Raw genomic sequence first — 24,197 nt, 5'->3', positions numbered from 1 at the left:
TGCATATTCCCTCCCTCCGGTCGGCCCTCTAGTGTCCATGACCAGCAGTCAGGGCATCGACCGGTGACGATAAATACCCTTGCTGTGCGTCGGGTCGGATTCGTCCCGTCCGCGGCGTGACGGACAGGCCGGGCGAGCTCGGGGACAGGAGGCGTGATGAGGGCGGGCGACACCGGATACGCGGCGGCGGTTCACGTCTCCGACGGACCCACCTGCCGGTGCACCGCCACACCTGCGGCGGTCGCCGGGACGCCGTACGACGACGGGCCCTTCCTCGCCGTGCCCGGCATGGTCGAAGAGCGCGTCGACCGGCACCCGCACCGTCGGGCGGTGTCGTTCCGGGGCCGCTCGCTGACGTACCGCGAACTCGACGACCTGGCCAACGGCGTCGCCGCCGCGCTGGCCGGGCGGGGCGTCCGGCGGGGCGACGTGGTGCCCGTCCTGCTCGCCGACGGGCTCGAACTGCCCGTCGTCGACCTGGCGCTGATGAAGCTCGGCGCGGCCTTCGTACCCGTCGATCCCGGCTGGCCGGCGGACCGGCTGCACGCGTCGCTGCGGGTGGTCCGCCCCCGGCTCGCGGTGGTACGCGGCACCGACCCGCGCCCCGACACCGGCGACGTCCCCTGCCTGCCCGTCGACCTCGACGAGATCACCCCGACCCGCCGCCGGCCCGGCGTGCCGATCGGCCCGGCCGACCTGATCTACGGCATCTTCACCTCCGGCACCACCGGCACCCCGAAGTGCGCGCTGAACCGGCACGACGGGATCGCCAACCGGCTGCGGTTCATGACCCGCCACTTCGCGGCGACCGGCGCCGAGGTGGTGCTCCAGAACAGCCGGCACACCTTCGACTCGTCGGTGTGGCAGATGTTCTGGCCGCTCACCACCGGCGGTCGGACGGTGGTGCCGGTCGAGGGCGGCTTCCTCGACGTCGAGCGGACCGTGCGGACCATCGCCGACGAGGCCGTCACGATGACCGACTTCGTGCCGAGCGTGCTCGGCGCGCTCGTCTCGGTCCTGGACCGCGACCCGACCGCCCGGCGTGCGGTGGCGACGTTGCGCAACGTCATCGTCGGCGGCGAGGAGATCGACCCGTGGGCGGTGCACCGGCTGGTCGAGCTGGTGCCGGGGGTGGCGGTCACCAACGGCTACGGCCCGACCGAGGCGTCGATCGGCATGATCTTCCACACCGTCGCCCGCGCCGACGGCGACGTCATCCCCATCGGCCGGCCCATCGACAACTGCTACGCCGCCGTGGTGGACGCCGAGCTGCGGCCCCTGCCGCCGGGCGAGACCGGCGAGATCGTCATCGGCGGCGTGTGCCTGGGCGAGGGGTACCTCGGCGACCCGGCCCGTACCGCCGAGGTGTTCGTGCCCAACCCGCTGCCCGGCATCCCGGGCCCGCGGCTCTACCGCACCGGCGACCTCGGCCGCGTCGCCGCCGACGGCCGGCTGCACTTCGCCGGCCGGCGCGACCACCAGCTCAAGGTCAACGGCGTGCGGATCGAGGCCGGCGAGATCGAGACCGCCGCCACCCGGCTGCCCGGCGTACGGCAGGCGAAGGTCCTGCTGGCCCGCGAGCACCGGGGGAAGTCGCTGGCCCTCTTCCTCGCCGCCGACGCCGAGGTGACCGAGCCGGCGGTGCGGGCACACCTGCGCCGGCTGCTGCCCCGCACCCACGTGCCCCGGCACGTCGTCGTGCGCGACGCGCTGCCGCTGACCGGCAACGGCAAGGTCGACCGGCAGGCGCTGGAGGCCTGGCTGGACCGTACGCTCGCCGTGCGGTCGCGCCCGTCGGCCGCGCCCGCCGACGCGCGGACGCTGCCCGAGCGGGTGCTGGGGGTGTTCCGGACGGTCCTCGGCCGGCCCGACCTCGACCCGGACGCCGACTTCCTCGACGCCGGGGGCGACTCGCTCCAGGCCCTCGACGTGGTCACCGCGCTCGGCGCGGACCAGAGCCTCCGGGTCGGCGTGCAGGACCTGTTCACCCACCGCAGCGCCGCCCGGCTCGCCCGGGCGCTCGCCGTGCGGCTGCGCGCGGCCGACCCCACCGAGACCGAGGACGAGCTGGTGGAGCGGGACGCGAAGGTCCCGGCCGACCTGCCCGTACGCCCCGTCGGCCGGCGCCGGGCGCCGCGTACCGTCCTGGTCACCGGCGCCACCGGCTTCGTCGGCGCGCGCCTGGTCCACGAGCTGCTCGCCACCACCGACGTCCGGGTGCTCTGCCTGGCCCGCGCGGCCGACGACGCCGAGGCCACCGCCCGCGTCGTGCGCGCGCTGGCCGAGCGGGGCCTGTGGCGGCCCGGCCACGGCCTGCGCCTGCACGGGTACGCGGCCGACCTCGGCCGCCCGGCCCTCGGCCTGACCCCGGAGACCTGGGGCCGGCTGGCCCACGACTGCGACCTCGTGCTGCACGCCGGGGCGCTGGTCAACTTCCTGTTCGACTACCGGGCCCACCGCGCCGCGAACGTCCTCGGCACCGCCGAGCTGCTGCGGCTGTGCCTGACGGGCCGGCCGAAGCCGCTGCACCACGTCTCCACCCTCGGCGTCCTCGACAGCGAGGCCGTCCGGCATCCGCAGCCGCTGCCCGAGACGTACGACCCGGCCCTCGCCGTCGCGCCGACCAGCGGCTACAGCCGGTCGAAGTGGGTGGCGGAGCGGTACCTCGACGAGGCCCGGCGGCGGGGCGCGACCGTCACGGTGCTGCGCCTCGGCGAGGTGATGCCCGCGGCCGACGACGGGCACCCCAACCCCCGGGCCCTGACCCACCTGCTGCTGGCGGCCTGCCATCAGCTGCGGATGCGGCCCGACGCGCCCGTGCGCTCCGACTGGACGCCGGTGGACTGGGCCGCCCGGCGGATCGTCGCCACCGTGGTCGACCCGCGACAGTGGGGCGGCACGCTGAACGTCCTGCACCCGGTGAGCGTCGACTTCACCGACCTGCCGCTGGCCGGCGCCGACGCCCTGCCCCGGGTCAGCTGCGCGCGGTTCCTGGCGGGGCTGCGCGAGGCGGCGACCGAGGGCGACCGCGACGCCGCCGTGCTGCTGGCCCTCTTCCCGCCCGGCGCGGGCGCCGACGAGGAGCGGCTGCGCGCGGTCTTCGCGACGCTGCTCACCGACAACCCCCGGCTCTTCCGGCGCGACGGCTGCGCCGAGCTGGAGCGGCGCCGGGGCTTCACCGACCACCGGCTCGGCCCGTCCGTCGGCGCCTACCGCGCCTGGCTGGGCGAGCACGTGCGGCGGGAGGCCGACCGGCTGCTGCTGCCGGCGGGACCAGGGTGAACGGCCGCGCGCGGCGCGGCGACCGGCACGGATGAGGGAGTGGAATGCGATACCGCAGGATGGGTCGGCTCGGCTGGCAGGTCAGCGAGGTCGGGTACGGGATGTGGGGCATCGGCGGTGGACCCGGCGGCTTCACCGGCTGGGACTACGACACCGCACCGGCCTGCCTGGACGAGGCCGTGGAACGGGGCTGCAACTTCTTCGACACCGCCTGGGTCTACGGGCGGGGCGTCAGTGAGCAGCTCCTCGGCGGGCTGGTGCGCCGGCACCCGGACCGCCGGCTCTACCTGGCCACGAAGATCCCGCCGAAGAACCGGGAGTGGCCGCCCGGCCCGCAGGACACCCTGGACGACGTCTTCCCGGCCGAGCACATCCGCGAGTTCACCCACCGCAGCCTCGAGAACCTCGGCGTGGACCGGATCGACCTGCTCCAGTTCCACGTCTGGGAGGACCGGTGGGCCGCCGACGGCCGCTGGCAGGAGGCCGTCGCGGACCTCAAGCGGGAGGGCCTGGTCGACGGGATCGGGATCAGCGTCAACCGGTGGGAGCCGACGAACTGCCACGCCGCCCTCGACACCGGCCTGATCGACGTCGTGCAGGTCATCTACAACATCTTCGACCAGGCGCCGGAGGACGAGCTGTTCCCGCGCGCCCAGCGGGACGACATCGCGATCATCGCCCGGGTCCCGTTCGACGAGGGGACGTTGACCGGCACGCTGACCGCCGAGAGCACCTGGCCCGAGGAGGACTGGCGCAGCACGTACTTCGGGCCGGAGAACCTGCTGCCCAGCGTGGAACGCGCCGAGCGGCTGGCCGCCGATGTGCCGGCGGGGATGACCATGCCGGAGCTGGCGCTGCGGTTCATCCTGCACCACCCGGCGGTGAGCACGGTGATCCCCGGCATGCGCCGCGTCGAGCACGTCCGCGCCAACCTGGGCGTCAGCGACGGCGTACCGCTGGACGCCGGGGTGCTGGAGACGCTGCGCGGCCACCGGTGGGACCGCAAGCCCACGGCGTGGTCGCAGTGAGCGCGGCCCGCCGCGGGGCCGCGCCGGGGCGGCGCGAGACACGGTACGGGAGGCCGACATGCCGGTGATCGCCATGTGGGCGCACCCCCGGGCGCTCTCCACCGCGTTCCTGCGCATGATGATCGCCCGCGGTGACGTCACCGTCGTCCACGAGCCGCTGGTCACCCTCGTCGACGAGGGGCACGTCGAGCTGCCCGTCGCCGACGGCGGCACCGTCACCGTGACCGACGCGGCCGAGGTCGTCGCGCACCTGAAGGAGCTGGGCCGGGACCGGACGGTCTTCGTCAAGGACACGCTCGAATACCGCTACCGGCACCTGTTCGCCGATCCCGAGGCGATCGCGGACGTCACGCACACCTTCATCGTCCGCGACCCGGCCCGCACGATCAGCTCGCACTACGCGATCAAGCCGACGGTGACCTGCCCGGAGATCGGCTACGAGCACCAGTGGGAGCTGTTCGACCTCGTCAGCCGCACCGCGCGCCGACCGCCCGTGGTGATCCGGGCCGAGGACCTGCTGCGGCACCCCGGGGAGACGGTGGCGGCCTGGTGCGAGGCCGTGGGGCTGCCGTTCCTGCCGGAGGCGCTGAACTGGGCGCCGGGGGAGCGCGCCGAGTGGCAGCGCACCCGCAAGTGGCACCTCGACGTCGAACGCACCTCGGGCTTCTCGCCGGTCGAGAAGTCCTTCGAGACGACCGTCGCCAACAACGACACCCTGCGGTCGTACCACGACCACCACAAGCCCTTCTACCAGCGGCTGATCCGGCACGCCATCTCCATCGGGGAGGACTCATGACCACCACCGCCGCGCCGCCCGTGACCGCGTCGTCGACGCTGTCGCCCGGCGAGCTGTTCGCCCGCGCGTACGCCGACGATCCGGCCGGCGCCGAGGTGCGCTTCGACTACACCATCACGGACGCCTTCCAGCCGACCAAGGAACGGCCCCGGGTGACCGTCCGCAACCTGTTCCGCAAGCGGTCGGTCGGCATGGAGCCGGTGCGGTTCTGGTGCGAGGGCCGGCCCGACGCGGACGAGGCCGCCGCGGTGCACGAGTCGGGCCTGCGCCGGGAGGCCGCCTTCCGGTTCGGCACCGCCTCCGCCGGGGTGCACCCGATCCGCGCCTGGGTACGCATCCCCGAGGAACTCGCCGACGACCCGGAGGCGCTGGCCGTCTTCATCGACTACCGGCTGCTGGTCCGCCTCGCCACGGCCGAGAACCAGGCGCTGACCATCGGCGAGGGCGGCCTGCTGCGGCACCCCGAGATCGGGCGGCTGCCGTACCGGCACGACTGGCTCAGCGGCCTGCTCGCCGCCTGCGACGAGATCGAGCAGACCGGCGCCACCCCGCACGCGATGATCGTCAACCCGAGGGACTACTACACCCACCTGCTCGGGCGGGGCGCGTACCTGGCGGACCTGACCCGCAACGGCGTGCAGATCAGCCGTACCCGGATGGTGGCGCCGGGGGAGGCGGTGGTGGGCGACTTCGCGATGGCGGCCCGCCTGCTGGACGCCGGGCGCTCCGCGATCCGCGTGGGCACCCCGCCGCCCGGTACCTTCGCCACCGACGGTCCGGCCGTCTGCGCCGAGATCCACGAGGGACTGGCCGTGCACCTGCCGACCCACTTCTTCCACGTCGTGCCGGCCTAGGCGGCGTCCTGGGGAACCCACCACCATTGCGGTAGCGCGGCGATCGTGACGCTGGCCCGGTACGACGTGGCGGTCCTGTCGTACCGGGTCGCGACGCTGCGGCACCGCTCCAGCCGGTCGAAGTAACGCTCCACGACGTCGCGGTGCCCGTAGCGCTGTCTGTCGAACGCCGGTGGCCGGCCGCCGGGGCTGCCTCGCCGGCGGCGGTTGGCCTGCTGGTCGGCACGTTCGGCAATCGCGTGCCCGACACCGCGCCGACGCAGGCCAGCCCCCGATCGCTCCGGTGCCGTGGCCCCGCACGCGGGCGACCACCGGTCACCTCCGACGGCGGGCACCTGGACAACGGCGCCCAATCGACGTAAGACAAACTCTTGACGACGACGCACGCGCTGCATCGTCCGACACCAGGATCCTTTGAAGACACCGCCTAGGAGCGTCACCGTATGACCACGACCGGCGGGAAACTGTCGTTCTACCGGCCCATCGTGCCGCTCTTCGCCGCCATCTTCCTGTGTCTGCTCGGTGTGGGCGCCTCCCTGGCCGTGCTGCCGTTCTACGTGCTCGACGAGTTGGACGGCAACCGGGTCGAGGTGGGGGTGGTGATCGCCGCGATCGCGGTCTCCGCCGTGATCGCCCGGCCCATCGCCGGCCGGCTCGGCGACCGGCACGGGTACCGGACGGTGATGCTGGCCGGCGCGGCGGTGTGCGCCGCCGCCGGGGCGGCCTACCTCCTGGCCGGCAACGTCGGCGTGCTGGTCGGCGTCCGGGTCCTGCACGGGGTGGGCGAGGCGGCCGTCTACACCGCCGGCGCGGCCTGGCTGGTGGCGCTCGCGCCAGCCGACCGGCGGGGCCGCGTCGTCGGCCTGTACGGCATCTACATGTGGCTGGGCATCACGCTGGGCGCCCTGCTCGGCGCGGTGCTGCTGCGTACCTCCGGCTATCCGGCGGTGTGGCTGTTCGCGGCCCTGGCGGCGGTGGTCGGGGCCGCGCTCGTCGCCCTCCGGCCCGGGCCGGAGCAGGCGACCGCGGCGAGCCGGGCCGGCATCCTGCCGCGCAGCGCGGTGGCCCCGGGCGTCGCGCTCTCCCTGGCTGGGTTCGGCTACGCCGCGCTGGCCGCCTTCGTCGCGCTGCACATGGCCGAGCGGGGGGTCGAGAACGGCATCGCCGCGTTCAACGCGTTCGGCTTCACCTACGTCGGGGTCCGGCTCTTCGTGGGCGGGCTGCCCGACAAGCTCGGCGCCGGCCGGGTGGCCGTCGGCTCGGCCCTGGTGGAGGCGGTGGGGCTGCTCCTCGTCGCGTTCGCGCCGAACCTGCTGGTCGCGGTCGCCGGGGGGCTGGTGATCGGCGCCGGACTCTCGCTGCTCTTCCCGGCGCTGGCCCTGCTGGTGATCAACCGGACGGACCCGGCCCACCAGGGGGCCGCGCTCGGCGCGTTCACCTCGTTCTGGGACATCGGCCTGGTGGCCGGGGCGCCGCTGGCCGGCCTGGTCGCCAGCGTGGCCGGCTACCCGGCGGTCTTCCAGGTGATGCTGCTGGCGGCACTGCTGTCGGCCGCCATCTCGGCGCTGACGATGCTCCCCCGCCGCTCCCAACTGGCCTGACCCCACCCCGCCCCGGATCCCGTCGATCATGGGGTTGGCGGCGAAGTCGATCTCCTCGACCGCCGCCAACCTCATGATCGACGCAGGGGTCAGGGGAAGCGGGAGGGGGAGAGGGGGGTGGGGTCCAGCGGGGGCGGGGCGTCCACGGCCAGCGCCGCGAGCAGGGCGCCCGCCGCGGGCGAGGTTTGGACGCCGTAGCCGCCGAGCCCGGCCAGCCAGAGGAAGCCCGGCGCGTCGGTCGCCGGGCCGATCACCGGCACGTCGTCCGGGGCGGCGGTCCGCAGCCCGGCCCAGGGCTGGTGGACGCGGCGGATCTGAAGCGTGGTCGCCGCCTGCACCCGGTCGGCGCCGATCGCCACGTCGAGGTCGTCGGGGCGGGCGTCGCCGGGCGGCACCGGGGTGGTGTCGCACGGGGAGACCAGCAGGCGCCCCGACTCCGGCTTGAAGTAGAAGCTGCCGTCGACGTCGGCGACCATCGGCCAGTCCGTCGCCGGGACGCCGGCCGGCGCGTCCACCAGGAAGGCGGTGCGCCGCAGCGGCGTCAACCCCATCGGCCGTACGCCGGCCGCCGCCGCGACCTCGTCGGCCCAGGCGCCCGCCGCGTTGACGACGACCCGGGTGGTGAACCCGCCGGCGTCCGTGTCCACCTGCCAGCCGTCGCCGCCGCGCCGCAGCCGGCGGACCCGTGCGCCGCACACGACCCGGCCGCCGGCCGCCCGGATGCCGCGCAGGTAGCCCTGGTGCAGCGCGGCGACGTCGAGGTCCCGCACGGCCGGCTTCACCATCGCCCGCCGGCACCACTCCGGCCGCACGACGGGGCAGTGCCGGGGCAGGTCGGCGACGTCGATCTCGCGGGCCGGCGGGTCCACCTCGGCCCCGTCGCGCAGCGCCGCCTCGAAGGCCTCCTCGCTGCCCGGCGGGCAGAGGGTGAGGACGCCGCGGGGGGTGAGCAGCGGGTGCTCGGCGAACCCCGGCGGCGGCGTGGTGAAGAAGCGCCGGCTGGCCCGGGTCAGTGCGCGCACCGTCGGCCCGCCGTAGTACTCGGAGAACGTCGCCGCCGAGCGGCCGGTGGAGTGCTGGCCGGGCACGGGCTCCATCTCCAGCAGCACCACGGTGCCGTACGCGGCGAGGTGGTGTCCGGCGCTGGCGCCGGCGATGCCCCCGCCGATGACCAGGTAGTCGATCATCGATCAGACGGTAGTCGGCGAGCCCTGCGGGGACAAGGGTCGACGAACGTCGATCGCTCAAGCAAACGCGACGGGAGCGCCGTCTCGCGGGGAGCGCCATTCGGGCGCGAACCCCCGCGGCCCGCCGGTGCGTCGGCCCCGCCGTCGGGCACCGGAATCCGGTGCCGGACGGCAGGGCCGGTGCCGACGGCGGGACCGGGTGCCGGATCCGGTGCCCGGCCGCGCGGCCGTTGCCCGGATCCGACACCCGTGCCGGCTCAGGGGCCGCAGTAGAGCAGGCGGTTCGGCGTGCCGCTGACCACGCCCGTGACCACCCCGGTCGTCGCCCTGCCGACCAGGTACGCGGCCACCTGCGCGGGGCTCCAGGTCGGGTTGGCCGAGAGGGCGAGCGCGGCGCAGCCGGCGACGTGGGCGGCGGCCATCGAGCTGCCGCTGATGGTGACCGCCGCCGTGTCGCCGGTGTGCCAGGTGGAGGTGATGTTGGCGCCGGGCGCGTACAGGTCCAGGCAGCTGCCGTAGTTGCCGCTCGGCATCCGGGCGTCGGTGCTGGCGGTGCCGGCGACGGTGAGCGCCGCCGCCACCCGCGCCGGCGAGAAGTTGCAGGCGTTGGTGTTCGAGCTGCCCGCCGTGACGGCGTAGGTCACCCCGGAGGCGATCGACCGGTTCACCGCGGCGTCCAGCGCCGTGCTGGCGCCGCCGCCGAGCGCCAGGAGCGCCACCGCCGGCCGTACGGCGTTCGCGGTGACCCAGTCCACCCCGGCGATCACCCGGGAGACGGTGCCGCTGCCGGCGCAGTCGAGCACCCGCACCGGCCGCAACTGGACCTCCTTGGCCACCCCGTGCCGGGTGCCGCCGATGGTGCCGGCCAGGTGGGTGCCGTGGCCGTTGCAGTCGTCGGCCGGGCCGCCGTCGACGAGGTCGACCCCCACGCCGGCCCGGCCGCCGAAGTCGCCGTGCGTGCGCCGGATGCCGGTGTCGATGACGTACGCGTGCACGTTGTGCGCGGTGTTCGGGTAGGCGTACCGGCCGTCGAGCGGGAGATGGCGTTGGTCGATCCGGTCCAGCCCCCACGACGGCGGGTTGAGCTGCACGCCCGGCCCGACGAGGGTCACCACCCGGTCCCGCTCCACGTACGCCACGGCCGGGTCGGCGGCGAGCCGGCGGGCCGCCCCCTCGGGCAGGTGCGCCACGAATCCGGTGAGCGCGTGCCCGTAGACGTGGCCGAGGGCGGCCCCGTAGCGGTCGGCCAGCCGGTCGGCGGCCTTCGTGACGGCGGCCCGCCGGTCGCCGGAGTTCCCGAGTGCGTCGCCCCTGAGCACCACGACGTATCCGTCGGTCACGGCGTTCGCGGCGTCGGCGTGCAGGATCTCGCCGGTGGCCGGGACGGCCGCCGCGGGGGTGCCCATCGCGGCGACGACCGTGGCGGCGGCGAGTACGCCCACCGCGCGGGCCCGCCATCGCCGGGTACGGGGAAGTGTCATCTGCCGGTCCTCCTCCTGTCGGCTCCGCGCCGGCTCGTGACCGTGACGCGGAGCGGCCTGGCCGTTGAGAGGAGGTTATCGGCTATATAGATCCATATGAATTGCTGTCGGGTATCGGCTATTCGGCGAACCGGTAGAGCACGAAGCCGTACGGGGACTGCGCCCCGGCGTCCCCGCTCTCCTTCCCGGCTCCGCAGGCGATCACGCTGGTGTTCCACGAGCACGTGTCGCTGCGGACGTCTTCCAGCTGGCCCAGCTCGTCCACCTCGCCCGAGCCCACCGACAGGCCGGCGACGCTGCGGTCGTCCTCGACCGAGCTGGGCGGGTCGGCGAGGAGCAGCAGGTTGCCCGCGTCGAGCCGGACCGCCACCCCGCCACGCTCGGAGAGCACGGCGCGCCCGTCGGGGTCGAACAGCGTGCCGGCCGAGTCCGGGGTGGTCCGGCGGGCGAGCAGGTGCTCGCCGAGCGGCACGAGCCGCGTCGCCCGCGGCGCCTTCCAGCGGGTCATCTTCTCCTCGGTCGCCGCCACGACCTCGGTGGTCTCGTCGTCGCCGCCGGTCACCTCCAGCAGGCACGCCCGCCGCTCGCCGCAGGGCACCAGGGCCTTCGGCCTGCGCTTGTCGTCCTCCGCGGTGTAGAGCACCTTCGGCTGGGCGTCGCTCGTCAGGTCGTACGCGAGCAACTGGTAGCCGGCGTCGTCGCGGGCCACGTAGAGCCGGTCCTCGTGCGCCACCACCAGGTCGTCGTTGTCGGCCACCCCGGCGCGGCTGCGGACCACCCGGCCGCTGCCCATGTCGATCAGCCGGACGGACCGGTCCGCGCCCACCTGCACGATCCGGCTGACGTCCCCGCGCCAGGGATCGCGCGGGGAGCCGTCGAGGAAGGCCGGGCCGCCCAGCGCCTCGTCGGTGGTGACCGGGTGGACGCTGGTCCGGGCGTTGTCGTACTCGTCGCGCGGGTTGGGCTGCGTCCACTCCTCGCGGCCGTCGCCGAGGCGCAGCCCGACGAGCCGCTTGCCGGTGCGGTCCACCTGCACCGCGACGCCGTCGCCGAAGAGCACGTCGTCGTCGCCCAGGATCGACCGGCGCCACCGCTGGTCGCCGGAGGCGCCGTCGAGCAGCACGAGGTCGCGGGGCGTGTCGTCGCCGATGGCGTCGGCGAAGACCGCGACCGCGCCGGGCAGGGCGACGATCCGCTTCCACCGCTCCGAGGACACCACGGTCTGCTTCCGCCACTTCACCGCGCCGGTGCCGGCCTCGACCGCCACCACCTCCAGCCGCCCGTCGTCGAGCGGATACCCCAGGTAGGCCCGGTCGCCGAGGACCGCGGTGAACATGTCCATGGGCCGCTCGGTGCCGGCGGGCACCCTGGGCAGTTGCTGGACGGTCCGGAACTCCAGCGCCGGATAGCGGTCCCGCGTCAGGTACAGCACCGCAGCGGTCGCCACGCCGGCGAGCGCGAGCACGGCGGCGAGCGAGATCCACAGCGCCCGGCGTCGGGGGAGCGCGGGCCCGCTCCGGCCGCCGCCGGGCGGTGGCGACACCGGCGTGCCGGAGACGGGTACGCCCGGCCACGCCCCCGGTGGCGCGAAGGATGCGGGACCTCCGGCCGCCGCGCTCGGCGGGGCGAAGGGCGCCGGCCCTCCCGCCGCCACGCTCGGCGGCGCGAACGGTGCCGGGCTCCCCGCCGCCGCGTTCGGCGGCACGAAGGGCGCCGGGCCTCCCGCCGCCGCGCCGGGTGGGGCGAAGGGTGCCGGGCCTCCGGCCGCCGCGCTCGGTGGTGCGAACGGTGCCGGGCCCGCCGCCGCCGCGCCGGGTGGGGCGAACGGTGTGGCCGGCGACGGCGCGGCGGGCACGGTCGGGGCGGTCGACGAGTCGGCGACCATGGTCGGCGTCAGCCCGGCGGGCAGGGCCGGCGTGACGCCCTCCGGGCCGGCCACGGAGGTCGGCGCGAGGTCCGGGCCGGGGGACCCGGTCTGCGCTCCGCCGACGCCGTGCTGCGGCGCGGCGGGGTCGTGCAGCGGGCCGGCGGATCCGGACTGCGCCGGCGCGGCGGCGGGTGACGCCGGTGCAGCGGACGGTGCTGCCGCGGCGGGATCGGGGCCTGGCGCTGCGCCGGGCTGCGCGGGCACGACGGCGGGCGCGGCGAAGGCGTCGGCGGACCGGGCCCGCCGGGGCAGGGGCAGGTCGGTCAGCGCCCCCTCGGCCACCGGCAACTCCGGCTGCTCCAGCACGGTCGGGGCGACGCCCAACTCGGCGTGCAGCAGCCGGGCCACCATCGGCATCCGGGTGGCGCCGCCGACCAGGAACAGGCCGGAGAGCTGCTGCGGGTCGAGGCCGGCCGCGCCGATCACCTCCCGGGCCACCGCCACCGCCCGGCCGAGCAGCGGCGCGGCCACCCGTTCCAGGTCGGCCCGGGTGAGCGTGACCGCCGCCTCCACCCCCGGCACGGCCACCGGCGCGGCCGTCACCCGCGACAGCATCTCCTTCGCGCCCCGCACGTTCTCCCAGAGTTCGTGCCGCTCGCGCCACTGCGTCGCGGACTCCGGGCGGCTCAGCCGCTCCCACCGGGCCGGGTGCGCCTCGGCGACCAGCTCGGCGAGCCGACCCAGCAGGGCCGCGTCCACGTCCAGGCCGCCGAGGTCGTCGGCGCCTCCCGCCGTGACGACCGTGAACCCGGAGTCGCCCCACGGATCGGCGCCCTCGTTGCGCAGCACCGCGACGTCCAGCGTCCCGGCGCCGAAGTCGAAGACCGCGATCGTCCCCCCCACCGGCACCGGGCGGCGCAGCACCTGCGTGTAGTAGCGGGCGGCGGCCACCGGCTCCCGCAGCAGCCGGGTGCCCGGCGGGGTGGGACCGGAGAGCGTGTGCTCGGCCGCCGACGGCCAGCCGGCCGCCGCCAGGGCGTCGGCCAGCACCTGGCGGCGGGCAGCGTCCCAGGTCGCCGGGCAGGTGAGCACCGCCGGAGGCAGGAAGCCGACCGCCTCGACGGCCGCCCGGGCCACCGCGTGCAGCGTCGCGGCCAGCAGCTCGGCCGGCGGATACCGGCGATCACCCAACATGACCGCGGGCTCGTCGATGCGCCGCTTCGGGTTCGGCTCGTACCGGCCGGGATCGGTCCGGGCCAGCCGCTGGGCGTCCCGCCCGGCGTGCAGCAGCCCGTCCGCGTCGGCGTACACCCCGGAGGGGATGATCGGCTGCCCGTCCACGAGCAGCGGGCGGGTGTGCCCGTCGGGCCGGCGCAGCACGGCGACGGTGTGGGACGTGCCGAGGTCGACGCCGAGGGCGTACCCCTCGTGCTGGCCTGCCATCTGCCGTTACCTCCGCGGGACGAGGGGATGCCCGGCCCCGCATCGTACGCAGCGACCGCGCCGGCGCCGATCCCGCCCTGACGTGCGACTCAGCGGTACGGGCCGTCAGTCCACGACCAGGTCCAGCCCGGCGACCTGGTCGGGGTCGGCGACCACCTCGATGCCGATGATCCGGTCGGTGACCACGAAGCTGAGCACCAGGCGGGTACGGCCGTCGACGACGACCACCGCTCCCGGCGCGCCGTCGACGAACGCCGGCACGGCCCCCTGCGCCTTGCCGGAGAAGAAGTCGGCCACCGTGGCCGAGCCGCGCGCCTCGCCGACCCCGCCCATCCCGACGGCCGTGGCGTCGGAGCGCAGCACGACGTGCGGGTCGAGCAGGGTGAGCAGGTCGTCGAAGCGCCCCTCGCGGGACGCGGCGAGGAACGCCTGGACGACCCCGCGCTGCCGGGCCCGGTCGGTCTCCGGCGTCGGCGACCCGGCCTGCACGCGCCGGCGGGCCCGGCTGGCGATCTGCCGTACGGCGGCCGGGCTGCGGTCGACGACGGGCGCGAGTTCGTCGAAGGAGACGGCGAACATGTCGTGCAGCACGAACACGAGCCGTTCGGTGGGGCCGAGGGTCCGTAGCACCACGTCCAGCGCGCGCCCGACCGATTCCGCGAGCATCGCCTCCCGCTCGGGGTCGACCTCGCCCGCTCCCGACGTGGTCGACTCGTCGGCGGCCACGTCGGCGGGCCGCTCGTGCCGCGCGGCGCTCGATCCCAGCCGATCGAGGCAGACCCGCCCGACGGTGGTGGTGAGCCAGCCCGGCAGGTTGTCGATGCCGTCGGCGTCGGCGCGGCTGAGCCGCAGCCAGGTGTCCTGGACCGCGTCGTCGGCCTCGGCCCCGGAGCCGAGCATCCGCTGGGCCACGGAGCGCAGCCGGGGACGCTGCTCCTCGAAGCGCTCGGCGAGCAGGTCGGTGTCGCTCACGGCATCGCCACCCCGGCGGATATCCCGTCCTGGTGTGGCCCGGGTCACATCTGTCACGTCGCCCCTCCGGCTGTCGACAGCAGGGTGAGGAACCAGGAGCGCTGCGACGGCGAAGGCCGGCAGCGTAACAGGAAGGACGGTGCGAGATGTCCGTGCAGGCCCGTATGCAGAACCCCGCGACGCTGCTCCCCGACGCGGCGAAGGCGATCAACCTGCTCTACAAGGCGGCCCACTCGGCCGGCGTCCCCGGGAGCACCCTGGAGCTGGTCCACCTGCGGGCCAGCCAGATCAACGGGTGCAGCGCGTGCGTCGACTCCGGTGCCCGCAACGCCCGCAAGGCCGGGGAGACCGAGGAGCGGCTGTTCGCGGTGGCCGTCTGGCGGGAGACGCCGTACTTCACCGACGCGGAGCGGGCCGCGCTCGCGCTCGCCGAGGCCGCCACCCGGCTCGCCGACCGGGCCGACCCCGTGCCCGACGAGGTGTGGGACGAGGCCGCCCGACACTTCGAGGAGAAGGAACTGGCCGCGCTGGTGCTCTGGCTCGCCACCACCAACTTCTTCAACCGGTTGAACGCCACCACCCGCCAGCCCGCCCCGCAGAACTGGGGCTGAGCGGCGTACGACCCGGGCGTGCGGCGGCGGCCCCGCCGCGCGCCCGGTCGTCGCGTACCGGAAGGGCGTTCAGACGGTGTGCACTAGCCGGAAGCGCTCGACCAGCACCGGGGTGTCGTCGTCGACGGTGAAGCCGGGGTCGCCCAGCTCCGCGCGCACCTCCGCGCTGTGCCAGAACGTCTCGTGCCCGGCCCGCCACTGCGCCACCGACTCGTACCCCTCGCCCTCGTCGAGAGCGTGGCGCAGGTCGACGTCGCCGAGCCGCACCACCCGTACGTCGGTCACCTCGATCACCGCCACCCGCCGGCCCGCCGAGTCGATGACCGCCGAGCGTTGACCCACCTCGGGCATCGCCTCGCCCGCGCGCTCGTAGCCGAGCACGAGGCTGGACGTCGAGGTCTTCGCGCCCGACAGGATCGCGGCCACCAGACTGTCCCGCAGCGGCCCCGGGAAGGCGAACTCCGCCGTCGGAAGATCATCAAGTTCCACCCCGAAAGGGTACGCGCGCCGGCCGCCGGTGCGTGCCTCGCGGCGGTGCTGGAGCGAGTCCCGACACCCACGTGCTGCCGTGACCGGGTGGCATTCCCTCAGCCGACGCGACTCAGCGGCACAGCCAACCGGCGGCCCGGGTGATCCGGCCGTCTCCCCGATCGACGCACAACTCGCTGGTGGCACGATCGACCCAGTAGGACTGCCCGCGTTCGATCAGCACGGGCCGGTCCAGGTGGAACCACCGGCCGACGGTGCTCACCAGCGTCAGACGCTCGGCTGTCACTCGCTCCTCCATGCCCGTCCTCCCAGTCTGTGGTCTACGGCGCTCTCCAATCGTGCGACGGGGCGGCCTCACTCATCCGCCCCTGCCATCCGGGCGGAGATCCGCCAGCCCGGACCGCGCCTGGCGGACAATTGCGGCCGTGGCCGCGTACCACAAATCCCAGGAGGACCGATGACACCCGACGACGAGAGATTTCTCCGGCACGCCGTGGAACTCGCCAACCAGGCCGGGGCGTCCGGCGAACGGCCGTTCGCCTCGTTGCTGGTCGGCGCGGACGGCACCGTCCTGATCGAGGATCACAACACCGTGGTCTCCGACTCGGACATCACCGCCCACCCGGAACTGAAGCTGGCCCGCTGGGCCGCCCGGGAACTCGCCCCCGACGTGGCCGCCGGCACCACCATGTTCACCAGTTGCCAGCCCTGCCCGATGTGCGCGGCCGCGATCAACCAGTCCGGCCTCGGCCGGGTGGTGTACGCCCTGTCCAGCGAGCAGTTCCAGGAGGTCAAGCCGGCCACCCCGCCGCCACCCCCGGTGCGGTACGAGGGACCGGCGCTCTTCGACGAGGCGCGCCAGCCGATCGAGAACCATTACTAGGCTGGTAGGTAAGTTTCAGGTGTGCTGGCGGCGGGTCGGCGCGGCTGTCCGGCGTCGTACGGCTCGCCGCCCTCGACTACGGCCGACTTCATGCTAGTGACCGTCCGGGCCTGAGCGCGCCGGCCGGGGCCGCCAGCAGTTCCGAGCGCGGGCGGGCCTGCGCCGGCGCCTGGTCGGCGCCTTGGTCCTGAAGAGATCCGGGGTCGTGGAGACTATCGGTCGTGGACGTAGATCGGTTCTGGCATATCGTGGAACGGGCACGGGAGTCAGCCGGTCCAGCGGCGGATCGAGCAAGGCAGGGCGGGCCGAGCGCGGTGGCTGAGGCGCTGGTGGTGGAGCTGACACGCCTACCGCTGCCTGAGATCGTGGCGTTCGACCAGACGCTCGGCGACCTGTGCGCCCTGGCCGACACAGGGGACATCGTCGCAGCGTGCTGGATCATCGAGCACGGGTTCCTCTCCGACGACCGGTTCTCGGACTTCCGTGCGGGACTCATCGGCCTCGGCCGAGGCGCGTTCGAGGCCGTCCTCACCGAACCTGACACGCTCGCTGGGCACCCCGCGGTGCAGGAGGTCAGCGCGTCACACGGGCACAACCTCTGGATCGGCGACGAGGCGTTGCTGTTCGCCGCGCCGGAGGCGTACGAGCGGCGCACTGGCGACCCCGACGCCTTCTGGGACGCCGCCGAGGTGGACACGGCTCGACCGACCCGCGCCCCGAGGCGTAGCGACGAGGAGCGCTGGGACCTTCGCGACGAAGACGAGTGGCGAAGGCGGCTGCCCGAACTCGCCGCGCTGTTCCTCGCCCATCGGTTCACGCGCAGGTAGTCCCGAGGCCCTGCGCCACCTGGAGCGGCACCGATCCTTCCACGCCGAGGAACGGGACCGGGCACGTGGCGGGCACGCCCCACAGGGACAGGCGATAGACATGGCTGTGGCCCGGGTCGGGAATCGCTCCTGACCTGGGCCACCATCGCGGAGCGGGCGACGGGAATCGAACCCGCACCGTCAGTTTGGAAGACTGAAGCTCTGCCATTGAGCTACGCCCGCGTACGCCCGGATGTTCTGGGCGCGCCGACAGCGTACCCAATGACCCGCGCGGCCCGCTCAGCCGCGTCCCCGCAGCGGCGCGCGGTGGGCGCGGCGGCCCGGGGCCGGAGGGGCCGGATGTCCGGTTGGTCCCCCTTCGGCGCGTTGAGGGACGCCCCGGCACGTCCGGCGGGTCGCGACGGCATAGACTGCTCGTCGCCACGGGGTGTGGCGCAGCTTGGTAGCGCACTCGCTTTGGGAGCGAGGGGCCGTGGGTTCAAATCCCGCCACCCCGACTGTCGTCCGCGGCCGGTCGCCGGGGTCGCCCTTCGCGCGGTCCCCGGCCGCTGCCGGTGCGTCCGGCCGGCTCGCCTACACTCGATGGGCTTATCACGCCCAGACTAAAACCGAGATCCGTCAAGGAGTACGCCTGTGAAGAGCACCGTCGAGACTCTGAGCCCGACGCGCGTGCGGCTCGCCATCGAGGTGCCGTTCGTCGAGCTCGAGCCGAGCCTCAGGAAGGCGTACCGGGAGATCGGCCAGCAGGTCCAGGTGCCCGGCTTCCGCAAGGGCAAGGTTCCGGCAGCCGTGATCGACCAGCGGGTCGGCCGGGGCACCGTCCTCAACGAGGCGGTGCAGGAGGCCATCCCGCAGAACATCCTCGCCGCCGTCCGTGAGCACGACCTGAAGACGCTCGGCCGCCCCGAGGTCGAGATCACCGAGTTCAACGACGGTGACTCGCTGAACTTCACCGCCGAGGTCGACGTCCGCCCGGAGATCACCCTGCCGGACCCGGCCACCATCGAGGTGACCGTCGACGAGCTCCAGATCGACGACAGCGAGATCGACGAGCAGGTGAAGAACCTGCGCGAGCGGTTCGCCACCCTCAAGACCGTCGAGCGGGCCGCCCAGGAGGGCGACTACGTCCAGATCGACCTGAACGCGACCGTCGACGGCGAGGACGTGCCGGGCGGCTCCGCCAGCAACATCTCCCACGAGGTCGGCAGCAAGCAGCTCCTCCCGGGCCTGGACGAGGCCGTCGTCGGCCTGGCCGCCGGCGAGAGCACCAGCTTCACCACCCAGCTCGTCGGCGGCGACTTCGCCGGCCGCGACGCCGAGGTGGCGGTGACCGTCCGCACGGTCAAGGAGAAGGAGCTGCCGGAGCTCAACGACGAGTTCGCCCAGATGGCGAGCGAGTTCGACACCATCGAGGAGCTGCGCGGCGACCTGCGCGAGCGGGTCACCCGGGGCAAGCGGGTCGAGCAGATCTACGCCGCCCGCGACAAGGCGCTGGAGCAGATGGTGGCCGCCGCCGAGGTGCCGGCGCCGGAGGGCGTCATCCGCGAGGAGGTCGAGAACCGCAAGCAGGCCATGGTCGACCAGCTCGAGCGGATCGGCGCCTCCCTGGAGGAGTACCTCGCGGCCGAGGAGAAGACCGAGGAGCAGATCGACGCCGAGCTGACCGAGGCGGCGACCGAGGGCGTCAAGGTCCAGCTGCTGCTGGACACCCTCGCCGACGCCGAGGACGTGCAGGTCTCCGACGACGAGTTCGGCCACGAGATCGTGCACCGGGCCCAGCGCGCCGGGATGGCTCCGCAGCAGTACTACGACCAGCTGGTCCGCTCGGGCGCGGCCGGTGCCGTCTTCGGTGACGTGCGGCGGGGCAAGGCCCTGGCCTCGGTCATGGAGCGCATCAAGATCAAGGACTCGGCGGGCAACGAGGTCACCCTCGACGCGCTGCGCGCCGAGAGCGAGGCCGAGCACAACCACGAGCACTGATCGTGCGGGGAGGCCGCCGTCCGCCGCCTGCGGTGGACGGCGGCCGATTCCCTTTTCGGGTACGCCCCGGCGGTGCTGCGCTGATAGCGAACACTGCCCGGACCGGCGCTCTGCCATCCGGCTGAGCGGTTAGTGTCGGGTAGGACGGTACGGAGAGCGAAGGGCTGCCATGACCGACATGCACATCCAAGCGAAGCCGCTCCGGGCGATCGATGCCCGCGGTGGCGACACCATTGGCAACCTCGACGACTCGGTCTACAACCGGTTGCTCAAGGAACGCATCATCTTCCTGGGCAGCGAGGTGACCGACCAGGTCGCCAACCGCATCTGCGCGCAGCTCCTGCTGCTCGCCGCGGAGGACCCGGACCGCGACATCAACCTCTGGATCAACTCGCCGGGCGGTTCGGTCTACTCCGGCATGGCGATCTACGACACCATGCAGTTCATCGACAACGACGTCTCGACCGTGGCGATGGGCATGGCGGCGTCGATGGGTCAGCTGCTGCTCTGCGCCGGCACCAAGGGCAAGCGCTACGCCCTGCCGCACGCGCGGATCATGATGCACCAGCCCTCCGGCGGTCTCGGCGGCACCGCGTCCGACATCGCCATCCAGGCGGAGCAGATGCTCTACACCAAGCGGATGTTCCAGGAGCGGGTCGCGCACCACACCGGCCAGAGCCAGGCGCAGATCGAGGCGGATTCCGACCGCGACCGCTGGTTCACCGCCCAGGAGGCCCTGGACTACGGCTTCATCGACAAGGTGATCATCGGGGCCGCTCAGGTTCCGGATGGCGCCGGGACCCTGAGCTGAGGAGCTGACGATGACCGACCTGAGCCTGCCGCCCCAGTTCGCGGCCGTGCACAACCGCTACGTCCTGCCGTCGTTCGTCGAGCGCACGTCGTACGGGGTGAAGGAGTCCAACCCCTACAACAAGCTCTTCGAGGACCGGATCATCTTCCTCGGCGTCCAGGTCGACGACGCGTCGGCCAACGACGTGATGGCGCAGCTGCTGACGCTCGAGGGCACCGACCCGGACCGCGACATCATCATGTACATCAACTCGCCCGGTGGTTCCTTCACCGCCATGACGGCGATCTACGACACCATGCAGTACGTCCGGCCGGACATCTCGACGGTCTGCCTCGGCCAGGCCGCGAGCGCCGCGGCCGTGCTGCTGGCCGCCGGCACCCCGGGCAAGCGGATGGCGCTGCCGAACTCGCGGATCATCATCCACCAGCCGGCCACCGAGGGCGGCTACGGGCAGGGCTCGGACATCGAGATCCAGGCCCGGGAGATCCTGCGGATGCGCACGCAGCTCGAGGAGATGCTCTCGCGGCACTGCAACCAGCCGATCGAGAAGGTCCGCAAGGACATCGACCGTGACAAGATCATGACGGCCGAGGAGTCCAAGGAGTACGGGCTGGTGGACACCATCCTCACCAGCCGCAAGAAGGGCCTGCTGGCGGCCAACGCCGCCAGCTGAACAGCTCGGGTCGCGGTCGGCCGGGAGTCCGCTCCCGGCCGACCGTCTGACACACCCGTTTTGGGGGTCGGAGAAACCTCCGCCAGCGGGTAACGTCGGGTCTGTGCCGCTCCACCGGTCCTCCGGCGGGGTGAACGAGCGGGGTGAACGAGGCGGACGCTTCCACGTCCGCAGGCGAGGGCCGGGTCTCCGGTCGACGAGTGCAGGGAGAACGTAGGTGGCACGGATCGGTGACGGCGGCGACCTACTGAAATGCTCGTTCTGCGGTAAGTCGCAGAAGCAGGTCAAGAAGCTCATCGCAGGCCCTGGGGTCTACATCTGCGACGAGTGCATCGATCTCTGCAACGAGATCATCGAAGAGGAGCTGGCCGAGTCCGGCGAGGTGAAGTGGGAAGAGCTTCCCAAGCCGATGGAGATCTGCCAGTTCCTCGACACCTACGTCGTCGGGCAGGACCAAGCCAAGAAGGCGCTCGCCGTCGCGGTCTACAACCACTACAAGCGGATCCAGGCCGAGGCGGCCGGGGCGCCGGGCTCCGGCAGTGACGCCGTCGAGCTGGCCAAGTCCAACATCCTGCTGCTCGGCCCGACGGGGTGCGGCAAGACCCACCTGGCGCAGACCCTGGCGCGGATGTTGAACGTGCCGTTCGCCATCGCCGACGCCACCGCGCTCACGGAGGCCGGCTACGTCGGCGAGGACGTGGAGAACATCCTCCTCAAGCTGATCCAGGCCGCCGACTACGACATCAAGCGCGCCGAGACCGGCATCATCTACATCGACGAGGTCGACAAGATCGCCCGTAAGTCGGAGAACCCGTCGATCACGCGGGACGTCTCCGGCGAGGGCGTCCAGCAGGCGCTGCTCAAGATGCTGGAAGGCACGGTGGCCAACGTGCCGCCGCAGGGCGGGCGCAAGCACCCCCACCAGGAGTTCATCCAGATCGACACCACCAACGTGCTGTTCATCTGCGGTGGCGCCTTCGCCGGGCTCGACCAGATCATCGAGGCCCGCACCGGGCACGGCGGCACCGGCTTCGGGGCCCGGCTGCGGTCGGTCTCCGACCGGTCGACCGACGACATCTTCAGCCAGGTCATGCCGGAGGACATGCTGAAGTTCGGGCTGATCCCCGAGTTCATCGGCCGGCTCCCGGTGATCACCAACGTGCGCAGCCTCGACCGCACCGCCCTGGTGCGCATCCTCACCGAGCCGCGCAACGCCCTGGTCCGGCAGTACCAGCGCCTCTTCGAGCTCGACGGCGTCGAGCTGGAGTTCGAGCCGCCGGCCCTGGAGGCGATCGCCGACCAGGCGATGCTGCGCGGCACCGGCGCCCGCGGCCTGCGGGCGATCATGGAAGAGGTCCTGCTCTCCGTGATGTACGAGGTGCCGAGCAACCCCGACGCCGCCCGGGTGCTGATCACCCGCGAGGTGGTGCTCGAGAACGTCAACCCGACGATCGTGCCGCGCGAGTTCACCGGCCGGCGTGCCCGGCGGGACCGCGAGGAGAAGTCGGCCTGATCCACCGTCGCCGCGCCCGTCCGCTCCGGTCGGGCGCGGCTTCGTGTCCGCGTCCGGCCCAGCCGGCGCCGTAGGGCTCGACCAGCCGTGACCCGAGGGCCCCGCCGACACCTTTCGACGCTGTCGCCGCGCGCCTTCCGGTCGTACGCTGATCCTCATGCGCGTCGCCGTCTGCCAGCTCAACTCCCGGGACGACCGTAAGGCGAACCTCGCGGCCGCGGAGGCCGTGCTGGAACGCGCGGCGGCGGCCGGCGCGGACCTCGCGCTCCTGCCGGAGTTCGTCGACTACCTCGGCCCCGCCGTTGGGCTCCCCGAACCGGAGCCGGTCGACGGCGAGGTGGGCCGGTTCTTCGCCGACCGCGCCCGGCGGCTGGGCATCTGGTTGATCGCCGGGTCGATCCACGAGCGCGGGCCGGATCCGGACCGCACCTGGAACACCTCCCTGGTCTTCGACCGCTCCGGCACGCTCGCCGCCAGCTACCGGAAGATCCACCTGTACGACGTGGAGATCCCCGGCCGGGTCTCCTACCTCGAGTCGGCCACCGTGGCGCCGGGCGACCAGCCGGTGGTCGTCGACGTCGAGGGCCTTCGCGTCGGCCTGTCGATCTGCTACGACCTCAGGTTCCCCGAGTTGTACCGGCAGCTCGTGATCGAGGGCGGCGCCCAGCTGCTCGTGGTGCCTGCGGCCTTCATGGTCCACACGGGGCGGGACCACTGGGAGGTGCTGCTGCGCGCGCGGGCGATCGAGAACCAGTGCTTCGTCGCCGCGGCGGGGCAGATCGGCGACCACGAGCCGAGCCGGACCTGTTACGGGCGCAGCATGGTGATCGACCCGTGGGGGACGGTGCTCACCCAGGTGCCCGACGGTCCGGGCCTCGCCGTCGCCGATCTCGACCTTGACCGGCTGCGGACCATCCGCGCCGAGTTGCCGAGCCTGGCCAACCGCCGCCTCTGACGCTCACCCCTGCAGGAGTACGCCCACCACGGCGAAGCCGGCGATCGCGGCGGCCGTGACCAGGAGTGCCGTCGTCATCCGGGACCGACCCCGGCGGGCCAGCCGAGCGACCGAGACCAGGACGACGAAGACCACGAAGGCGCCGATGACCAGCTGCCAGAACGGCAGCAGGAGTCCGAGCAGCGCGTCCTCGGCGAGCACGGTCACCCGGGTGCGCGGGAGGTCAGCCATGACAGACACTCTGGCACGCCGGGGGCGCCTCCGGACCCCGCGCGGTCATCACGAATGCGCGACCGCCGTCGCCCGCCGCCCCGGCACCGGGTCGTGAACGCCGGCGGCCGTCGCACTGCCGACAGTGACGGACGCCGATTTGCCTTCCGCGGGCGGGCGGCGTAACTTTCTCTCTGCACGCGGAAGGCCGGACAAACCGGCCGACAAGGGCACCAGGCTCGTGGCGGAGACGCCGAGCGAGGCTGAGGATCCGGGCGGTGCGAGGACACTCCAAGACGGGGTTGCGATCGCGAGACCGACCGGGTAGAGTGCGAAAGCCGGCAGGAGCCGGGCGGATGGCCACAGAGTGGCGATCGGCTGGTCTGCGGCTTCCCACGACAGCAACGACCGCCGTGATACGGCGTGCGTCATCGTGGACCCCGGAACGCATCCTTTATCACCTCGGACACGAGGTTGACGGCGGGAAGCGAACCAAGTAAGGTAGAGGAGTTGCCCCAAGCGGGTTCCCACGATGTGGGACGCTCGAGTGGTGTGTGGTTGTTCTTTGAGAACTCAACAGGGTGCTTGATAAGCCAGTGCCAAATTGATTTATACCCCTTGGCTGGCAGACCGTTTCGGTGGTTTGTTGGTCTTGGATTCCTTTGGCAACACTTTTTGTTGTCGGGACAGTTTTTCAACAAGTTTTTGTTGGAGAGTTTGATCCTGGCTCAGGA

21 protein-coding genes and 2 tRNA genes are annotated in these 24,197 nt (G+C 73.2%); 14 read left to right on the top strand and 9 right to left on the bottom strand.

What is annotated here, in order from left to right; all coding sequences use genetic code 11:
• Window positions 1-156: 156 nt before the first annotated feature.
• Genes AB0G08_RS27080 through AB0G08_RS27065 form a run of 4 tightly spaced genes read left to right on the top strand, consistent with a single transcriptional unit; the run spans window position 157 to window position 5,960 of the window.
• Window positions 157-3,282, top strand: coding sequence for an amino acid adenylation domain-containing protein (locus tag AB0G08_RS27080; RefSeq protein ID WP_358092801.1), 3,126 nt, complete (start codon window positions 157-159; stop codon window positions 3,280-3,282).
• A 44-nt stretch (window positions 3,283-3,326) separates the two neighbouring features.
• Complete coding sequence (locus AB0G08_RS27075; RefSeq protein ID WP_358092798.1) at window positions 3,327-4,310, top strand: aldo/keto reductase; 984 nt, start codon at window positions 3,327-3,329, stop codon at window positions 4,308-4,310.
• Between the two features lie 58 nt (window positions 4,311-4,368).
• Entirely contained in the window at window positions 4,369-5,106 is a 738-nt protein-coding gene (locus AB0G08_RS27070; RefSeq protein ID WP_358092795.1) for a hypothetical protein, read from the top strand.
• Complete coding sequence (locus tag AB0G08_RS27065) at window positions 5,103-5,960, top strand: family 3 encapsulin nanocompartment shell protein (protein ID WP_358092793.1); 858 nt, start codon at window positions 5,103-5,105, stop codon at window positions 5,958-5,960. The genes AB0G08_RS27070 and AB0G08_RS27065 overlap by 4 nt, the downstream gene beginning before the upstream one ends.
• Here the strand turns inward: AB0G08_RS27065 and AB0G08_RS27060 are convergent.
• The gene (locus AB0G08_RS27060) at window positions 5,957-6,094 is read right to left on the bottom strand and encodes a hypothetical protein (protein ID WP_358092790.1); all 138 of its coding nucleotides are present in this window, start codon (window positions 6,092-6,094) and stop codon (window positions 5,957-5,959) included. The two genes, AB0G08_RS27065 and AB0G08_RS27060, sit on opposite strands and share 4 nt — an antisense overlap.
• 309 nt (window positions 6,095-6,403) lie before the next feature.
• On the opposite strand from AB0G08_RS27060, the gene AB0G08_RS27055 reads away from it, so the two are divergent.
• Entirely contained in the window at window positions 6,404-7,561 is a 1,158-nt protein-coding gene (locus AB0G08_RS27055) for an MFS transporter (protein WP_358092787.1), read from the top strand.
• A gap of 89 nt (window positions 7,562-7,650) precedes the next feature.
• Here AB0G08_RS27055 and AB0G08_RS27050 read toward each other — a convergent pair whose 3' ends face one another.
• The 4 genes from AB0G08_RS27050 to AB0G08_RS27035 form a co-directional block, all read right to left on the bottom strand.
• Entirely contained in the window at window positions 7,651-8,748 is a 1,098-nt protein-coding gene (locus AB0G08_RS27050) for an FAD-binding oxidoreductase (RefSeq protein WP_358092784.1), read from the bottom strand.
• A gap of 257 nt (window positions 8,749-9,005) precedes the next feature.
• Window positions 9,006-10,229 carry a S8 family peptidase gene (locus AB0G08_RS27045; protein ID WP_358092781.1) on the bottom strand — a complete coding sequence of 408 codons (1,224 nt, stop codon included), beginning with the start codon at window positions 10,227-10,229 and terminating at the stop codon, window positions 9,006-9,008.
• A 118-nt stretch (window positions 10,230-10,347) separates the two neighbouring features.
• Window positions 10,348-13,539, bottom strand: coding sequence for an Hsp70 family protein (locus AB0G08_RS27040; protein ID WP_358092778.1), 3,192 nt, complete (start codon window positions 13,537-13,539; stop codon window positions 10,348-10,350).
• Window positions 13,540-13,644: 105 nt separating this feature from the next.
• Window positions 13,645-14,511 (bottom strand): sigma-70 family RNA polymerase sigma factor, encoded by an 867-nt coding sequence (locus AB0G08_RS27035; protein ID WP_358092775.1) that lies wholly within the window; start codon window positions 14,509-14,511, stop codon window positions 13,645-13,647.
• A gap of 146 nt (window positions 14,512-14,657) precedes the next feature.
• Here AB0G08_RS27035 and AB0G08_RS27030 point away from each other — a divergent pair, with 146 nt between their 5' ends.
• Window positions 14,658-15,122: a carboxymuconolactone decarboxylase family protein gene (locus AB0G08_RS27030; protein ID WP_358092772.1), complete on the top strand. Its 465-nt coding sequence runs from the start codon at window positions 14,658-14,660 to the stop codon at window positions 15,120-15,122.
• 69 nt (window positions 15,123-15,191) lie between these two features.
• Here the strand turns inward: AB0G08_RS27030 and AB0G08_RS27025 are convergent, their stop codons facing one another.
• Entirely contained in the window at window positions 15,192-15,611 is a 420-nt protein-coding gene (locus AB0G08_RS27025) for an ASCH domain-containing protein (protein WP_358092769.1), read from the bottom strand.
• Between the two features lie 112 nt (window positions 15,612-15,723).
• Window positions 15,724-15,897 (bottom strand): hypothetical protein, encoded by a 174-nt coding sequence (locus tag AB0G08_RS27020; RefSeq protein WP_358092766.1) that lies wholly within the window; start codon window positions 15,895-15,897, stop codon window positions 15,724-15,726.
• Between the two features lie 171 nt (window positions 15,898-16,068).
• Here AB0G08_RS27020 and AB0G08_RS27015 point away from each other — a divergent pair, with 171 nt between their 5' ends.
• Window positions 16,069-16,494 carry a nucleoside deaminase gene (locus AB0G08_RS27015; protein ID WP_358092763.1) on the top strand — a complete coding sequence of 142 codons (426 nt, stop codon included), beginning with the start codon at window positions 16,069-16,071 and terminating at the stop codon, window positions 16,492-16,494.
• Between the two features lie 221 nt (window positions 16,495-16,715).
• Window positions 16,716-17,321 carry a DUF4240 domain-containing protein gene (locus AB0G08_RS27010; RefSeq protein WP_358092760.1) on the top strand — a complete coding sequence of 202 codons (606 nt, stop codon included), beginning with the start codon at window positions 16,716-16,718 and terminating at the stop codon, window positions 17,319-17,321.
• Window positions 17,322-17,472: 151 nt separating this feature from the next.
• Here AB0G08_RS27010 and AB0G08_RS27005 read toward each other — a convergent pair.
• Window positions 17,473-17,543, bottom strand: a tRNA-Gly gene (locus AB0G08_RS27005).
• A 201-nt stretch (window positions 17,544-17,744) separates the two neighbouring features.
• On the opposite strand from AB0G08_RS27005, the gene AB0G08_RS27000 reads away from it, so the two are divergent.
• From AB0G08_RS27000 to AB0G08_RS26975, 6 genes are all read left to right on the top strand, one after another.
• Window positions 17,745-17,818, top strand: a tRNA-Pro gene (locus tag AB0G08_RS27000).
• Window positions 17,819-17,954: 136 nt separating this feature from the next.
• Window positions 17,955-19,301 carry a trigger factor gene (gene tig / locus AB0G08_RS26995; protein ID WP_357881630.1) on the top strand — a complete coding sequence of 449 codons (1,347 nt, stop codon included), beginning with the start codon at window positions 17,955-17,957 and terminating at the stop codon, window positions 19,299-19,301.
• Between the two features lie 169 nt (window positions 19,302-19,470).
• Complete coding sequence (locus AB0G08_RS26990) at window positions 19,471-20,112, top strand: ATP-dependent Clp protease proteolytic subunit (RefSeq protein ID WP_091628855.1); 642 nt, start codon at window positions 19,471-19,473, stop codon at window positions 20,110-20,112.
• A 10-nt stretch (window positions 20,113-20,122) separates the two neighbouring features.
• Window positions 20,123-20,785, top strand: coding sequence for an ATP-dependent Clp protease proteolytic subunit (locus AB0G08_RS26985; protein ID WP_121399379.1), 663 nt, complete (start codon window positions 20,123-20,125; stop codon window positions 20,783-20,785).
• Window positions 20,786-21,002: 217 nt separating this feature from the next.
• Window positions 21,003-22,298, top strand: coding sequence for an ATP-dependent Clp protease ATP-binding subunit ClpX (gene clpX, locus AB0G08_RS26980; RefSeq protein ID WP_357881626.1), 1,296 nt, complete (start codon window positions 21,003-21,005; stop codon window positions 22,296-22,298).
• A 157-nt stretch (window positions 22,299-22,455) separates the two neighbouring features.
• Window positions 22,456-23,253, top strand: coding sequence for a carbon-nitrogen hydrolase family protein (locus AB0G08_RS26975; protein WP_358092757.1), 798 nt, complete (start codon window positions 22,456-22,458; stop codon window positions 23,251-23,253).
• 3 nt (window positions 23,254-23,256) lie between these two features.
• Here the strand turns inward: AB0G08_RS26975 and AB0G08_RS26970 are convergent, their stop codons facing one another.
• Entirely contained in the window at window positions 23,257-23,484 is a 228-nt protein-coding gene (locus AB0G08_RS26970; protein ID WP_357881620.1) for a hypothetical protein, read from the bottom strand.
• Between the last annotated feature and the right edge of the window lie 713 nt (window positions 23,485-24,197).

The organism is Micromonospora sp. NPDC023644, from assembly GCF_040640115.1.
Lineage (GTDB): Bacteria > Actinomycetota > Actinomycetes > Mycobacteriales > Micromonosporaceae > Micromonospora.
Note: the sequence above shows the minus strand (reverse complement) of the source record. Positions and strands in the feature narration are given on the sequence as shown.

Bases quoted from the DNA above. Each gene is read 5' to 3' on its own strand.
- AB0G08_RS27080 (WP_358092801.1), top strand. From the start codon at position 157: ATGAGGGCGGGCGACACCGGATACGCGGCGGCGGTTCACGTCTCCGAC.
- AB0G08_RS27075 (WP_358092798.1), top strand. From the start codon at position 3,327: ATGCGATACCGCAGGATGGGTCGGCTCGGCTGGCAGGTCAGCGAGGTC.
- AB0G08_RS27070 (WP_358092795.1), top strand. From the start codon at position 4,369: ATGCCGGTGATCGCCATGTGGGCGCACCCCCGGGCGCTCTCCACCGCG.
- AB0G08_RS27065 (WP_358092793.1), top strand. From the start codon at position 5,103: ATGACCACCACCGCCGCGCCGCCCGTGACCGCGTCGTCGACGCTGTCG.
- AB0G08_RS27055 (WP_358092787.1), top strand. From the start codon at position 6,404: ATGACCACGACCGGCGGGAAACTGTCGTTCTACCGGCCCATCGTGCCG.
- AB0G08_RS27050 (WP_358092784.1), bottom strand. From the start codon at position 8,748: ATGATCGACTACCTGGTCATCGGCGGGGGCATCGCCGGCGCCAGCGCC.
- AB0G08_RS27045 (WP_358092781.1), bottom strand. From the start codon at position 10,229: ATGACACTTCCCCGTACCCGGCGATGGCGGGCCCGCGCGGTGGGCGTA.
- AB0G08_RS27040 (WP_358092778.1), bottom strand. From the start codon at position 13,539: ATGGCAGGCCAGCACGAGGGGTACGCCCTCGGCGTCGACCTCGGCACG.
- AB0G08_RS27030 (WP_358092772.1), top strand. From the start codon at position 14,658: ATGTCCGTGCAGGCCCGTATGCAGAACCCCGCGACGCTGCTCCCCGAC.
- AB0G08_RS27015 (WP_358092763.1), top strand. From the start codon at position 16,069: ATGACACCCGACGACGAGAGATTTCTCCGGCACGCCGTGGAACTCGCC.
- AB0G08_RS26990 (WP_091628855.1), top strand. From the start codon at position 19,471: ATGACCGACATGCACATCCAAGCGAAGCCGCTCCGGGCGATCGATGCC.
- AB0G08_RS26985 (WP_121399379.1), top strand. From the start codon at position 20,123: ATGACCGACCTGAGCCTGCCGCCCCAGTTCGCGGCCGTGCACAACCGC.
- AB0G08_RS26975 (WP_358092757.1), top strand. From the start codon at position 22,456: ATGCGCGTCGCCGTCTGCCAGCTCAACTCCCGGGACGACCGTAAGGCG.
- AB0G08_RS26970 (WP_357881620.1), bottom strand. From the start codon at position 23,484: ATGGCTGACCTCCCGCGCACCCGGGTGACCGTGCTCGCCGAGGACGCG.